The sequence below is a fragment of the Pseudomonas sp. LFM046 genome, from assembly GCF_000949385.2.
GTDB lineage: Bacteria > Pseudomonadota > Gammaproteobacteria > Pseudomonadales > Pseudomonadaceae > Metapseudomonas.
The window spans coordinates 3,570,141-3,584,926 of the sequence record NZ_JYKO02000001.1; the positions used below are offsets into that span (position 1 = coordinate 3,570,141).

At 65.6% G+C, this 14,786-nt stretch carries 11 protein-coding genes; 2 read left to right on the forward strand and 9 right to left on the reverse strand.

The annotated features are described in order from the left end of the window. Positions 1-108: 108 nt before the first annotated feature. The 6 genes from TQ98_RS16405 to TQ98_RS16430 all read right to left on the reverse strand — a co-directional run bounded on the left by TQ98_RS16405 (position 109) and on the right by TQ98_RS16430 (position 8,790). Positions 109-3,168, reverse strand: a complete 3,060-nt coding sequence (locus tag TQ98_RS16405) for an efflux RND transporter permease subunit (RefSeq protein WP_044874196.1) — start codon at positions 3,166-3,168, stop codon at positions 109-111. Beyond that, on the reverse strand, positions 3,165-4,181 hold the full coding sequence (locus TQ98_RS16410; RefSeq protein ID WP_044874195.1) for an efflux RND transporter periplasmic adaptor subunit: 1,017 nt from the start codon (positions 4,179-4,181) through the stop codon (positions 3,165-3,167). The genes TQ98_RS16405 and TQ98_RS16410 overlap by 4 nt, the downstream gene beginning before the upstream one ends. A gap of 112 nt (positions 4,182-4,293) precedes the next feature. Continuing rightward, positions 4,294-5,073, reverse strand: a complete 780-nt coding sequence (locus TQ98_RS16415) for an ABC transporter permease (protein WP_044874194.1) — start codon at positions 5,071-5,073, stop codon at positions 4,294-4,296. Then, a complete protein-coding gene (locus TQ98_RS16420; protein WP_044874193.1) occupies positions 5,070-6,002 on the reverse strand; it encodes an ABC transporter ATP-binding protein in 933 nt (310 codons plus the stop codon). The genes TQ98_RS16415 and TQ98_RS16420 overlap by 4 nt, the downstream gene beginning before the upstream one ends. Positions 6,003-6,115: 113 nt before the next feature. Continuing rightward, entirely contained in the window at positions 6,116-6,736 is a 621-nt protein-coding gene (locus TQ98_RS16425) for a glutathione S-transferase (RefSeq protein ID WP_103102991.1), read from the reverse strand. Positions 6,737-6,825: 89 nt separating this feature from the next. Beyond that, a complete protein-coding gene (locus TQ98_RS16430; protein ID WP_044874190.1) occupies positions 6,826-8,790 on the reverse strand; it encodes a methyl-accepting chemotaxis protein in 1,965 nt (654 codons plus the stop codon). A 261-nt stretch (positions 8,791-9,051) separates the two neighbouring features. Between TQ98_RS16430 and TQ98_RS16435 the strand changes: the two genes are divergently transcribed. After that, positions 9,052-11,721 carry a cation-transporting P-type ATPase gene (locus TQ98_RS16435; protein WP_044874189.1) on the forward strand — a complete coding sequence of 890 codons (2,670 nt, stop codon included), beginning with the start codon at positions 9,052-9,054 and terminating at the stop codon, positions 11,719-11,721. Here TQ98_RS16435 and TQ98_RS16440 read toward each other — a convergent pair. After that, positions 11,718-12,326, reverse strand: coding sequence for a flavin reductase family protein (locus tag TQ98_RS16440; RefSeq protein WP_044874188.1), 609 nt, complete (start codon positions 12,324-12,326; stop codon positions 11,718-11,720). The genes TQ98_RS16435 and TQ98_RS16440 overlap by 4 nt on opposite strands. 93 nt (positions 12,327-12,419) lie before the next feature. Beyond that, positions 12,420-12,908 (reverse strand): tetratricopeptide repeat protein, encoded by a 489-nt coding sequence (locus TQ98_RS16445; RefSeq protein WP_052659232.1) that lies wholly within the window; start codon positions 12,906-12,908, stop codon positions 12,420-12,422. A gap of 368 nt (positions 12,909-13,276) precedes the next feature. Between TQ98_RS16445 and dusA the strand changes: the two genes are divergently transcribed. Next, positions 13,277-14,287: a tRNA dihydrouridine(20/20a) synthase DusA gene (gene dusA / locus TQ98_RS16450; RefSeq protein ID WP_044874187.1), complete on the forward strand. Its 1,011-nt coding sequence runs from the start codon at positions 13,277-13,279 to the stop codon at positions 14,285-14,287. Here dusA and TQ98_RS16455 read toward each other — a convergent pair. Next, a complete protein-coding gene (locus TQ98_RS16455; RefSeq protein WP_242443151.1) occupies positions 14,257-14,646 on the reverse strand; it encodes a hypothetical protein in 390 nt (129 codons plus the stop codon). The genes dusA and TQ98_RS16455 overlap by 31 nt on opposite strands. Positions 14,647-14,786: the final 140 nt, after the last annotated feature.

Consider the following 14,786-nt stretch of genomic DNA (forward strand, 5'->3'; position numbering starts at 1 on the left):
TTGTGGGGGCGAATTCATTCACTGACCGGACCGCAGGTTCGGCCTCACCAATACCAGGAGGGACGCTACGCGCCCCTTAGCGATTGAAATCGCCCCCACAGGAATTCATCAAACCGGCGCAGGCTCCAGCTTGTGGATCGGCCTCCAGCGGCGCAGTTGCTGGTACAGGGTCGGCACCACGAAGAGGGTGAAGAAGGTGCCCACCAGCAGGCCGCCGACGATCACCATGCCGATCTGCTGCCGGCTTTCGCCCCCGGCGCCGCTGGCGATGGCGAGCGGCACGGAGCCCAGCACCATGGCGCCGGTGGTCATGAGGATCGGCCGCAGGCGCTTCACCGAGGCCTCCAGCACCGCTTCATGCAGTTCCATGCCCTGGCGCAGCAACTGGTTGGCGAACTCGACGATCAGGATGCCGTGCTTGGTGATCAGGCCGATGAGGGTGACCATCCCCACCTGGGAGTAGATATTCAGGGTGCCGCCGAAGAAGGTCAGCGCCAGCAGCGCACCGGCGATGGAGAGGGGCACGCTGAAGAGAATGATCAGCGGGTCGATGAAGCTCTCGAACTGCGCGGCCAGCACCAGATAGATGAACACCAGGGCCAGGGCGAAGATCAGCGCCACGCCGGCACTGGAGTCCTTGAAGTCCCGCGAGGTCCCCGTGTAGTCGAACTGGGTGTCTTCCGGGAACACCGAACGGGCGGCTTCTTCCAGGTGGTTCAGCGCCTCGCCCAGGGTATAGCCGGAGCCGACGTTGGCGGTGATGGTCACCGCCCGCAACTGGTTGAAGTGGTTCAGCTCGCGGGGCGCCACGGTTTCCCGCACGTCGATCAGGTTGGCCAGCTGCACCATGCTGTCGTTGCGCCCACGCACGTAGACGCGATTGAGGTCGTCCGGGTTGCTGCGGTCGACGTTGGCCAGCTGGACCAGCACGTCGTACTGCTCGCCGTTCTGCTTGAAGCGCGTCACCTGGCGGCTGCCGAACAGGCTTTCCAGGCTGCGGCCGATGGCGGACACGTCCGTCCCCACCGCCACCGCCTGTTCGCGGTTGACGCTGACCTTGAGCTGCGGCGAGTTGAGCTTGAGGTCACTGTCCAGGCTTTCCAGCCCCGGATAGTTGCGCACCCGCTCCATCAGCTGGTCGACGTACTTCTGCAACTCGTCGTACTCCAGGGAAGAGCGGATGACGAAGTTCACCGGCTGGTTACGCGCACTCTGCCCCAGGGGCGGCCGGTTGATGGGGAAAGCGCGCACGCCGGGGATGTCCCGCAGCTTGGGCAGGAGCTCGTCGCGAATCTCGAACTGGGTGCGCTTGCGGGCATTCCAATCCTCCAGCTTGAGGAAGGACAGGCCCTGGGCCACGGTGGGGAAGCCCACCACCACCATGTAGCGGTTGGCCTCGGGAATGGAGGCGTAGGCCTCTTCCAGCATCTTCGCGTAGCGGCTGGTGTACTCGATGGTGGCGCCGTCCGGCCCGCTGATGGAGCCGACGATGGTGCCGGTGTCCTCGGTGGGCGCCAGCTCGCTGCGCAGCCCTGAGAACAGCACCAGGCAAAGCGCGAGGATGCCCACCAGCACACCGACAATCAGCAGCCAGGCCCGCAACACCCGCTCCAGTGCGTGGCGGTAGCTATAGGTGAGGCCATGGAGGAAGGACTCCACCAGGTTGTACAGCTTGCCGTGCCGCTGGGCCCCGTGAGGCTTGAGCAGGTGTCCGCTCATCATCGGCGACAGGGTCAGAGCGACGAAGCCGGACACCAGCACGGCGCCCGCCAGGGTCCAGGAGAATTCGGTGAACAGCTTGCCCGAGGTGCCCTGCATGAAGCCGATGGGTGCGTAGACGGCGGCGAGTGTCAGGGTCATGGCGATCACCGCGAAGGCGATCTCGCGGCTGCCTTTGTAGGCGGCCTGGACCGGCGACATGCCTTCCTCGATGTGCCGGTGGATGTTTTCCAGCACGACAATGGCGTCGTCCACCACCAGGCCGATGGCGAGCACCATGGCCAGCAGGGTCAGGGTGTTGATGGAGAAGCCCAGCAGGACCATCAGACTGAAGGCGCCGATCAGCGACACCGGGATGGTCACCAGGGGAATCAGGGTGGCGCGCAGGGAGCGCAGGAACAGGAAGATGATCAAGACCACCAGCACCACCGCTTCCCAGATCGTGGTGTAGACGTTGTTGATGGACTCGCGGATGAACAGCGAGTTGTCGTTGGCGATGGTCATCTGCATGCCGTCCGGCAGCAGCCCACGAATTTCCGGCAGTGCGGCGTTCAGGCCGTCGGAGATTTCCAGGGGATTGGCCGTGGCCTGCTTCACCAGGCCCAGGGCCACCGCCGCGCGGCCGTTGAAACGTACGATGCTGCGCTCGTCCGCCGCGCCGATCTCGGCGTGGCCGACGTCCGCCAGGCGCAGCAGGTAGCCACGCTGGTCGTTGAGGATCAGGTCGTTGAATTCCTCGGGGGTGCGCAGGTCGGTCTCCGACAGCACGCTGAATTCCCGCTGCACCGACTCGATGCGCCCGGCCGGGATTTCCACGTTCTGCCGGCGCAAGGCGTCTTCCACGTCCTGCACGGTCAGGTCGTGGGCGGCGAGCTTCTCCGGGTCCAGCCAGATGCGCATGGCGAAGCGGCGGGCGCCGCGGATCTGCACCTCGGACACGCCCGGAATGGTCTGCAGGCGGTCGCGCACCACCCGTTCCAGGACGTCGGTGATCTCCATCGCCGAGTGCTTTTCGCTGAAGAAGGCGATCCACACCACCGGCTGGGCGTCGGCTTCCACCTTCTGCACGATGGGCTCGTTGATCTCGTCCGGCAGCAGGCCGCGCACCCGCCCCAGGCGGTCGCGCACGTCGTTGGCGGCCTCATCGGCGTTGGTGCCGAGGCGGAATTGGGCGGTGATCTGGGTGTTTTCCGAGCGGCTGATGGAGGACACGAAGTCCAGGCCTTCGATGCCCGACAGCACGTCCTCGATGGGCTGGGCCACCTGGGATTCCATGATCTCCGGACTGGCGCCGGGGTAGATCACGTTGACCGTGACGATGGGCACGTCGATGTTGGGGTACTCCCGCACCGTCAGCCGCTGGTACGCCAGCAGCCCGAGCAGCACCAGGATCAGCGACAGGACGGTGGCGAACACCGGCCTGCGAATGCACACATCCGAGAGCGTCATGCCCCACCCCGTGCGACGGTGCGGACCTCCATGCTCGGGCTGACTTTCTGCCAGCCCGCCGTAATGACCTGCTCATCGCCCTGCAGGCCTTCGCGAACCTCGGCCTTGCCGCGCAGGCGCTGGCCGATCTTGATCTGCCGCCGCTCCACCTTGCCGTCCACCACCAGGTTGACGAACAACTGGTGCCCCAGGGGCATCACCGCTTCCTCGGGGATCAGCAAGGCCTGTGGGCGCTCGGCGAGTATCACCGACACCTTCACGAACTGGCCGGGCTTGAGGCGGTGGTCCTGGTTGGGGACCTGGGCGCGGATGGCCTGGCTGCGGCCGACCTCGTCCAGGCGCGGGTTGAGCGCGATGATCTCGCCCCGGAAGCTCTCGCCCGGATAGGCATCCAGGCTCACCTCCACCGGCTGGCCGATGCCGACCTCGCTGACGGCCTTCTGCGGTATGCGGAAATCCACCTTCAGCGGGTCCAGCACTTCCAGGTTCACCACATCCTGGCCGGCGCTCAGGTAGTCGCCCACGCTGACCTGGCGCAGGCCAAGGGTGCCGTCGTACGGCGCGCGGATCTGGGTCTTGTCGAGGCGTGCCTGGGCCAGGGCCAGGCTGGCGCGGGCGGCCTGCTCCTGGGACAGGGACTCGTCCTGGGCCTGGGCGTTACTGGCGCCCCGCGCGAACAGCATCTTCGCCCGCTGGTAGCTCTTTTCCGCCAGGTCCAGGTTGGCCCGGGCCTGGGCCAGTTCGGCGCGGGCGATGGCGTCATCCAGGCTGACCAGCAGGTCGCCGCCCTTGACCGCCTGGCCCTCCTGGAAATGCAGGGTGGCCACCCTGCCCTCCACCTCCGGGCGGATCATCACCGACTCATCCGAACGCAGGGAACCGAAGGTCACCAGTTCGTCGCGCACCAGCGCCCGTTGCGGCTCGGCCACTTCCACCAGAGGCGCCTCCTGGGCGAAGGCAGAAAGCGTGGCGAACGCCCCGAGCAACAGCCAAGCACTGCGACGGACCTTCATCTGGAGCCTCTGGATCAGGGGGAGGGAGGAAAGGAAGCCTGCCGACTGTATCGGCAGGCTTCGATCGGCGGCATCTACAGGATAACGCCAGTCTGCGACGCGCTGTCTCGTCTTATTGGCGCATGCCGCGCCCGCTCACCAGCAGGCGGATGCAGGCGGTGTAGAGAATGACCATGGTCAGCAGCATCAGGGCGATGGCGATGCCGATGTTGATGTCGGACACGCCGAGGATGCCGTAACGGAAGGCGTTGACCATGTGCAGGATCGGGTTGCCCAGGGACACCACCTGCCAGAACGTCGGCAGCATGTTGATCGAGTAGAACACGCCGCCCAGGTAGGTCAGCGGGGTCAGCACGAAGGTGGGGATGATGGAGATGTCGTCGAAGTTGCGCGCATAGACGGCGTTGATGAAGCCGCCGAGGGAGAAGATGGTGGCGGTCAGCAGCACCACCAGCGCGGTCACCCCGATGTGGTGAACCGAGAGCTTGGTGAAGAACAGCGACAGGAAGGTGACGATCAGCCCAACCGCCAGGCCCCGCAGCACACCGCCGATGGTGTAGCCGAGCAGGATGGTGTGGGCCGATACCGGCGATACCAGCAACTCCTCCACCGAACGCTGGAACTTGCTGCCGAAGAAGCTCGACACCACGTTGCTGTAGGAGTTGGTGATGACCGACATCATGATCAGGCCAGGGACGATGTAGTCCATGTAGGTGAAGCCGCCCATATCGCCGATCTGCCGGCCAATCAGGTTGCCGAAGATCACGAAGTACAGGGCCATGGTGATGGCCGGGGGCAGCAGCGTCTGCGGCCAGATCCGCATGAAGCGGCGCACTTCGCGGGTGACGATGGTTTCCAGGGCGACCAGGTTGGCGCGCAGTTCCGAACTCATATGGCCACCTTCGCCAGGTTTTTCTCCACCAGGGACACGAACAGCTCCTCGAGGCGATTGGACTTGTTGCGCATGCTCAGCACGTCGATGTTCAGGGCAGCCAACTGACGGAACAGCTCGGTCAGGCCCTGGGACTTCTCCACCTGCACTTCAAGGGTGTGGTCATCCACCAGCTCGGCCGGGTAGCCATTGAGCTGCGGCACCACTTCCAGGGGTTCTTTGAGGTCCAGCAGGAAGGTTTCCTTGTGCAGCTTCTTCAAGAGCTCCTTCATGCTGGTGTTCTCGACGATCCGGCCGTGGTCGATGATGCCGATGTTGCGGCACAGCTGCTCGGCCTCTTCCAGGTAGTGCGTCGTCAGGATGATGGTGATGCCCTGCTCGTTGAGCTCGGTGAGGAAGCTCCACATGGAGCGGCGCAGCTCGATATCCACGCCCGCGGTGGGTTCGTCGAGGATCAGCAGGCGCGGCTGGTGGATCAGCGCGCGGGCGATCATCAGGCGGCGTTTCATGCCACCGGAAAGCTCGCGGGACGCGGAGTTGCGCTTGTCCCACAGGCCCAGCTGGTTCAGGTACTGCTCGGCGCGCTCCTTGGCGATTTTCGCCGGGATGCCGTAATAGCCCGCCTGGGTGACGACGATGTCGAACACCTTTTCGAACTGGTTGAAGTTGAACTCCTGGGGCACCACGCCCAGGCAACGCTTGAGCGCGTAGGGCGATTTGTCCAGGTCGTTGCCGAAGACGTTGACGCTGCCGCTGGTCTTGTTCACCAGGGTGGACAGGATGCCGATGGTGGTGGACTTGCCCGCGCCGTTGGGGCCGAGCAAGGCGAAGAAGTCGCCTTCGGCCACTTCCAGATCGATGCCCTTGAGGGCCTGGAAGCCATTGCCGTAGGTCTTGGTCAACTGCCGGATGGACAGGGCGGAACTCATGATGGATTCGTCTGCTTCAAAGGGAAGTGGCTACATAAGGCTGAATGCCAGCAAATTCAACCGCCGGTCGCTGCACATTAGCCCAGGTTCAGAGGCCAGGCTGGCGAGCCGGCTCAGGTGAGGACCGTCATCACCGCCTTGCGATAGGCCGGTCGGGCCTTCAGGCGCTCGTACCAGGCTTCGAGATGGGGCAGCTCAGGCCGCAGGATCGGCATTTCGAACCAGGCATAGGCGAAGCAGCCCAAGGGGATGTCACCCATGGCGAAGGCCTCGCCCGACAGCCAGGGTCGCTGGGCCAGGGCGCGGTCGGGAATGGCCAGCAGCTCACCGCAGCGGGTCATTGCGGCATCGATCAGCGCCTGGTTGCGCTCGGCCGGCGGCGTGCGCAGGGTGCCCCAGAACAGGTCGCGGAACGGCGTGGCGAAACTGGAGGTGGCCCAGTCCATCCACTTGTCACCCTCGGCCCGCACCACCGGGGACTCCGGGTAGAGGCTGCCGGCGGCATAGCGCGCGGCCAGGTAACGAACGATGGCGTTGGACTCCCAGAGCACCAGGCCGTCGTCTTCGATCATGGGGATCAGGCCGTTGGGATTGAGCGCCCGGTAGGCGGGTTCGTTCACCAGGCCGAAGGCGCCGCCGGCGTCCCGCTGCTCGTAGGGAACGCCCGCTTCCTCGGCACACCAGAGTGCCTTGCGCACATTGGTGGAATTGATTCGCCCCCAGATCTTCAGCATTGCGACACTCCCGGCCGGTTGGACAGGGGCACCATTCTAGGGCCCCGTCCCAGGCGACGGAATGCCGAATCCTCCAGAGTTTCGCTGGATCAGAGGCGGAAACTGCCCGCCATCCCCTGCAACTCATGCCCCAGGCGCGCCAGCTGCACGCTGGAATTGGCCGTCTCCTCCATGGCCATGGCGGATTGATCGGCGATATCGCGGATGCTGGTGACGCTGCGGTTGATCTCCTCGGCCACGGCGCTTTGCTGCTCGGCCGCGGCTGCGATCTGCTGGTTCATCTGGTGAATCAGGGTCACGGCTTCGGCGATACCCGCCAGGGCCTCCTCGGTCAGGCCGGCGTCCTGCACTGTCAGGTCCACCAGGCTACCGCTCTGCTGCATGTGCTCCACCGAGCTGCGTACCCCGTCACGCAGGGTCGCGATGAGCCGCTCGATCTCCGCCGTGGACTGCTGGGTACGCCGCGCCAGCGCCCGCACCTCGTCCGCCACCACCGCAAAGCCCCGGCCTTGCTCACCGGCCCGCGCGGCCTCGATGGCGGCGTTGAGGGCCAGGAGGTTGGTCTGCTCGGCGACATTCTTGATCACGTCCAGCACGGTGCCGATGCTCTGGGTGTCCTGGCTCAGGCGCTGGATGCTGCCGGTGGCCGCTTCCATGGAATGGGCCAGCTGGTTGACCCGCTCCAGCGTCTGGCGCACCACCTGGCTGCCGCTGCTGACGCGGTTGTCCGCCGCTTCGGTGGACATGGCCGCGGCCTCGGCATTGCGCGCCACTTCCTGCACGGTGGCGGCCATCTGGCTCATGGCGGTGGCCACCAGGTCGGTTTCTTCCTTCTGGCCGTTCACGCCGACGCGAGTCTGCTCGGTGACGCTGGACAGCGACTGGGCCGACGCGGAAATCTGCGCCACCCCGCCCTGCAGGCGACCGACCATTTCCCGCAGGTTGCCGGACATGCCGGCCATGGCCTCCATCAACTGGCCGATCTCGTCGCGGCGTTCCACCTCGATGCTGGCACTGAGGTCACCTTCGGCGATCTGCCGGGCCAGGCCGATCACCCGGCGCAGCGGCCTGACGATCAGCAGGCTGATGAGGACAGTGGCGGCCAGCCCGATCACCAGGGCCAGGGCGGCCGCCAGCAGGATCAGCAGCGAACTGGCGTCCTGCTGGGCGCGCATGTCGGTCTTCTGCAACTCATACGCGCGCTCCACGGCTTGCACCACGCGCTCGGCCTGGGCGGCCAGGCGGGCGTACTCCTGGCGCTGCTGTTCCAGGATCGCGGTGTATTCCTTGAGGCGATCGTTGAAGGAGTCGACGTTGCCAATCACCTCCGTGAGCACGGCGGCATAACCGGGGTCCTGCATGGCGTCGCGCAGCTCGCCGGCGAGCTTCTTGGCATCCAGCGCTTCCTGGATATGGGGCGCCCCTGCCTCGCCGGCACTGCGGCTCTGTTCCAGGCGCAGGCGGGCCTGGTTGAGGGCTTGAAGCAACAACTGATAGACACGGCCGATCTGCCCGCCCTGCTCCACCAGATCGGCGCCTTGGGCCCCCTGGGAGCTTTTCATCAGATCGATGCCGTCCTCGTTCAGGCCGCTCTGCAGCACATCGAGACTGTTGGAGGCGCTGACCACCAGCCAGTTGGCCGCTTCCAGGGCCAGGCGCTGGTTATCGGTAAGCTCCACATAGCGGTCGAAGGCGCTGCGGTACTCGGCCATCGCCTGGGTGACTTCGCCCAAGGCCTCGCTGCCGGGGGCGGACAGGCGGCCGGCCAGGGCCTCGCTGCGGGCGACGATCGCATCGGACTGCTGACGCAGGGTTTCGGCCTGCTTGCCGTCGCCGGTAAGGGCGTAGTCCTTCTCGGTGCGCCGGATCACCAGCACGTCGCTGCTGATGGCACGCATCTCCTCCAGCAGGCGGGCCCGTTCATCCACCGCACGCAGGGCGGTGAAGCCGGTGGCTGCCACCACCAGGGTCAGCGCCAGCACGGTGCCGAACCCCAGCATCAGCTTGTTGGCGGTACTCAGGCTGGCCAGCCCACGTTGCAAGACAGTCCACATGCTCCTACCCCCTTCAAGGTGACAACCGCATGGACGCGATCCGCTATCCGCTTCCTTTGACGGCCGACCATAGGAGCAGCGTGATAGTGGCGACAAGCCACAATCCTGCCGCGGCGAGGGGCATGCTGTTTTTGGCTAACTGGAGGTCGTTTCTGGATCACTTTCTATGATTCCTACAACAGCCTCGGAAATGATCCAGGCCAACAGGGAATCCGGCTGAAGGGACTAGGCTCTGTACTAAATGTCGCCATGGAGGACGCCATGAACGCGCCGTCTCCCACCCAGTGGCACGCCCAATCCGTTGAAGCCAGCCTCCAGCAGCTGGCCAGTGGGCCGGACGGCCTGGACGCGGAAGAGGCTGAACGCCGCCTGTCCAGCTGCGGCCCCAATCGGCTGCCGGAGCGAGCGGGTGCCGGACCGCTGAAGCGATTCCTGTTGCAATTCCACAACCTGCTCATCTATGTGTTGCTGGCGTCTACCCTGGTCACCCTGAGCCTGGGCGAGTGGCTCGACAGCGCGGTCATCTTCGGCGTGGTGCTGATCAACGCCGTGGTCGGGTTCATCCAGGAGGGCAAGGCCGAGCAGGCCATGCGCGCCATCCAGAAACTCCTGACGCTGGACAGCCGGGTCAAACGCGACGGCGAAGTGCGCCAGGTACCGGCCGAGGACCTGGTGCCCGGTGATCTGGTGCTGCTGGAGGCCGGCGACCGCGTACCGGCGGATCTGCGTCTGGTGGAAACCCGCGATCTGCGTATCGAAGAAGCCGCGCTGACCGGCGAATCCCTCCCCGCGGACAAGACCAGCCGGCCCGTCACCCAGGATGCCAGCCTGGGCGACCGCCACAGCATGGCCTACTCCGGCACCCTGGTCAGCGCCGGTAGCGGCGTCGGCGTGGTCGTTGCCACCGCCGAGGAGACCGAGCTGGGGCGCATCAGCCATCTGCTGGGCTCGGTGGAGCAGCTGCAAACCCCGCTGCTGGCGGACATGGCGCGCTTCGCCCGTCAGCTCACCCTGATCATCCTGGTCCTGGCGGCGGCCACCTTCGTCTTCGGCATCCTGCTGCGTGGCTACAGCGCCGACGACATGCTGATGGCCGCCGTGGGCCTGGCGGTGGCGGCGATCCCCGAGGGTCTTCCCGCCGTCCTGACCATCATCCTGGCCCTCGGCGTGCAGCGCATGGCCCGGCGCCAGTCCATCATCCGCCGGCTGCCGGCTGTGGAGAGCCTCGGCGCGGTAACGGTCGTCTGTTCCGACAAGACCGGCACCCTGACCCGCAACGAGATGACGGTGCAACGCGTCTACACCGCAGCCCGGCGCTTCGAGGTGGAAGGCGTGGGCTACGCCCCGCTGGGTGCCGTCAACCCGACCGGCGACCTGGCCCACGACCTTCACGAGCTGGCTCGCGCCGGCTTGCTGGCCAACAGCGCCAGCCTGTGTGAAGTCGACAGCCAGTGGTGCATCACAGGAGACCCCACCGAAGCGGCGCTGCTCACCCTCGCCGGCAAATTGCAGCTGGACTCGGAAGAAGAATCCGCGCGCCTGCCCCGGCTGGACACCATTCCGTTCAGCTCCGAACGGCGCTACCTGGCCAGCCTGCATCGCGACGGAGATGGCAGCGGCGTCATCTACCTGGTCGGGGCGCCGGAGCGGTTATTGGAGGTCTGCGACCAGCAGTGCCGCAACGGCCTCGACGAGCCGCTGGACCCTCGGGTCTGGGATGAGGTGCTGGAAGAAGGCGCGGCAGCCGGCCTGCGCATGATCGGACTCGCCCGCCGCGCAGCCGGCAGCGGCCATCACGAGCTGGACCATGCCGACCTGAACGGCGGCTTCGTCCTGCTCGGCCTGGTGGGCATGCTCGACCCGCCTCGCGAGGAAGCCATCCGTGCCATTGAGGAGTGCCACAACGCCGGCATCCACGTGAAGATGATCACCGGCGACCACGCCGCCACCGCTGCGGCCATCGCCGAGCGCCTTGGCCTGCCCGCCGGCAACCCGCTGACCGGCGCCGACCTGGACGACCTCAGCGATGCCGAACTGGACGCCCTGCTCGCAGAAACCAGCGTGTTCGCCCGCACCAGCCCCAGCCACAAGCTACGCCTGGTGGAGCGCCTGCAAGCGATTGGCGAGCGCGTGGCGATGACCGGCGACGGGGTCAATGACTCCCCTGCCCTCAAGCGTGCCGACATCGGCATCGCCATGGGCATCAAAGGCACCGAGGCCGCCAAGGAGGCCGCCCAGATGGTCCTGGCCGACGACAACTTCGCCACCATCGCCCAGGCGGTGGAGGAAGGCCGGACCGTCTACGACAACCTGAAGAAATCCATCCTTTTCATCCTGCCCACCAACGGCGCCCAGGCCTTTGTCCTGCTGACCGCCATCCTGCTGGGGCTGACCCTGCCCATTACACCGCTGCAGATCCTCTGGGTGAACATGATCACCGCCGTCACCCTGGCGCTGGCCCTGGCCTTTGAACCCGCCGAGGACGACCTCATGGCACGCCCGCCCCGGGACCCGAAGGCGCCGCTGCTGTCAGCCGAGCTGCTGTGGTTGATCCTGCTGGTATCGGTGCTGCTGACCCTGGCCAGCCTGGGCCTGTTCATCTATTCCCAGGACCTGGGCTGGAACATGGAAGCCAGCCGCACCCTGGCAGTGAACGCGCTGGTGTTCGGCGAGATCGGCTATCTGTTCAGCAGCCGACGCCTGAACGGCCCAGCGCGCTTCGGCCTGCGGGACAACCCCATGGTCTGGGGCATGGTCGGGTTGATGGTGCTGCTGCAGCTGGGTTTCACCTACGTGCCGGCCTTCCAGTCGCTATTCGGCACCCGCGGGCTGGGCCCGATGGGCTGGAGCTGGTGCCTGGGAACGGCGGCGGCGACCTGCGCCGTGGTGGAACTGGACAAGTACATCCGCAGCCGCATGGCCGGCCGTTAGGTCGGCCGCACCATGTTGAAGGTCTCGCGGGTACGGGTATAGGCACTGCCGCCCAGGCGACCTACCAGGTCCAGGCGGTGCGGGTCCACGCGGCCGGCTTCAGTCAGGACATCGTCCTCGATATGGGCCAGCAGCACTTCGGCGAACACCATGTGGCAGTTGGGGTTGGTGCGGGGATAAGGCTGGATTTCCGCCAACCGGCACTCGAAGGCCACGGGAGCTCCCAACACGCGCGGCGCGCGGACTCGCTGGGACGGCGCGGTGGCGATGCCACATTTCTCGAACTCGCTGACGCCATGGGGCAGCAAGGCGGCGCTGGCATTCATGGCCTCGGCCTGGGCGTAGGACACCAGCTGAATCACCAGTTCCCCGGTGTCCTGCACATTGCGCAGGGTGTCCTTCAATTCCCCATCGTCACGGGTGTTGATGTTCACCATCAGGGTCGGCGGGTTGTCGCTGATCACCTGGAAGAAGCTGAACGGCGCCAGGTTGCTGATTCCGTCCTTCGACAGGGTGGACACCCAGGCAATGGGGCGCGGCGTGACAGTGGAAGCCAGCCAGCGGTAGGCGTCCAGTGGGCTCAGCTGGGTGAAATCGAGCTGCATGAAAGAGGCTCCAGCGGGGAGAAAATGGCAATTATGCCTTGCCACCGAAGGCACAACATAGACGCCTCAAGGCCGTTCCCCCCACCGGGAGGGTCAATCGGCCTCAAACCCGCCAGCGGAGACACCCGCCTCGTAACGAGCCGGCACGTACTGGTCCAGACCAACCGGGACCGGGGCCTGCTCGTCCACCACCACTTCCGCCTCCGAACCGCCCGCCACACCCGGCCCCATGGCCTGTCGAGCTGCCTGGATCAGCTGAACATTGCGACTGCGCAGATCGGCATCATTGCGTATTTGCGCGTTAGACCGCTTCGCCAGCGCCACGGCCTGCACATATTGCCCTTGCTGGAACCGTACCTGCCCCAACTGATGCAGGATCGCCGGATTGTTCGGCTCGATACGCAGGGCGCGTTCAAGGGTGTCTTCCGCCTGCTCGACCTCGCCGTACTCCAGCTGCAGCGACGCTGCTTCCAGCAGAGCGCCCGTGGCTCCATTGCTCCGCGAACCCGAAGCGTACGCAGGTAACGTGGCGGCCGCGCAGAAGGCGAGCATCAGAATCGGGAAGAAATTCCTGGCGTGCATCGGAGGTGCTCTCACCTGACTTCAAGGCAGGGTGGGATGGGAAGTCACGGCGAACTCCGACTCTCGCCGGTACCTGAAGTTCCCGCCCACCCCGGCGCTTGGCTAGCCGTAGGGTGCGCTGCGCGCACCGACCACGGAATCGATACCGGATAGTGATCGCCCGCGCCTTGTCGGCGCCGCCTGGCGACCGGCATGCGGTGGAAGGCCCGGCTTTCCTGATAAACTTGCCGGCCAATACGTATGATCCGAATCTGCCAAACGTCCTGTCCTTGCGTTCCCACTTTCCGACTGCGACACGTTCGAAGTGCTACAACAGCTCGAGAACAACCGGAAATGCCAGGAAAACGCAGCAATCCAGAAGCCCCCGAATGACCGCCGTACAAGCCTCCACACCAGCCACCACGCGCCCTGCCCTGTCCCGCCGCTTCTCCGTGGCGCCGATGATGGATTGGACTGACAGACACTGCCGTTTCTTCCTGCGCCAGCTGTCAAAGCACGCCTTGCTCTATACCGAGATGGTGACCACCGGGGCGCTGCTCCACGGTGACCGGGAGCGCTTCCTGCGCCATGACGAGACGGAACACCCCCTGGCGCTGCAACTGGGCGGGAGCGTGCCGGCGGACCTGGCGGCCTGCTCGAAGATGGCGCAGGACGCGGGCTACGACGAGGTGAACCTGAACGTCGGTTGCCCCAGCGACCGGGTACAGAACAACATGATCGGCGCGTGCCTGATGGGCCATCCGGGACTGGTAGCAGACTGCGTCAAGGCGATGCTGGATGCGGTGGAGATTCCGGTCACCGTGAAGCACCGGATCGGCATCAACGGCCGGGACAGCTACGAGGAGCTGTGCGACTTCGTTGGCCAGGTGCGTGAGGCCGGCTGCCGCAGTTTCACCGTGCATGCGCGCATCGCCATCCTTGAGGGCCTGTCCCCCAAGGAGAACCGCGAGATTCCGCCCTTGCGCTATGAGGTGGCGGCGCAGCTGAAGCGGGACTTCCCGGACCTGGAAATCATCCTCAATGGCGGCATCAAGACGCTGGAAGAGTGCCGCGAGCACCTGCAGACCTTCGATGGGGTGATGCTGGGCCGCGAGGCCTATCACAACCCCTACCTCCTGGCCGAGGTGGATGCCGGACTGTTCGAAGGCTCCGTGCCGCAGATCAGCCGCGCCGAAGCCCTGGAGGCGATGCGCCCCTATATCGAGCGCCACATCGAGGAAGGCGGCGTGATGCACCACATCACTCGCCACGTCCTTGGCCTGGCCCAGGGTTTCCCAGGGGCCCGGCGTTTCCGCCAATTGCTGTCGGTCGACGTGCACAAGACTGCCGACCCGCTGGCGCTGCTGGATCAGGCTGCCGAGCTGCTGCGCGGCCGCTGAGCACTGATCGCGGCTGCCCAGGCCGGTGCCAGACGGTACCGGCCACCTCCCCCTGCGACCACCAGGCCGCTTTCCACCATTCTCCCCAGCACCTGGCGCACGCTGACCAGTGACAGGGGTTCGCCGGCTTCCACCAGGCGCTCGTGCAGCACGCGGCTACGGATGTCGCTGCCATCCAGGGAGACCAGGCAGAGCATTTCCAGCACCTTGAGGCGGGGCATGCTGGTCTTGAGTCCCGCTTCCTGCAGCATCAGCCGCAATTGGCGGTGATCCAGAACCGACTGGCTCGGTTCCGCAGTCGGGCTCATGGGCTGTGGCGGGGTTATTCGCTTGGCCCGGGTCAAGGCGTGTACTCGCATCCTGGTCTCCTTGTTGATGAGGGGCTCGCGTGGCGCGAAGCCTCCGGCCGGATCTCCTTCCAGCCGGCTGTCCCGAAACGTCCGGGCCCTCATAGAAATAGACGAACGAGCGTGAAAAAACCGCAGTGAAAATGTGAAAT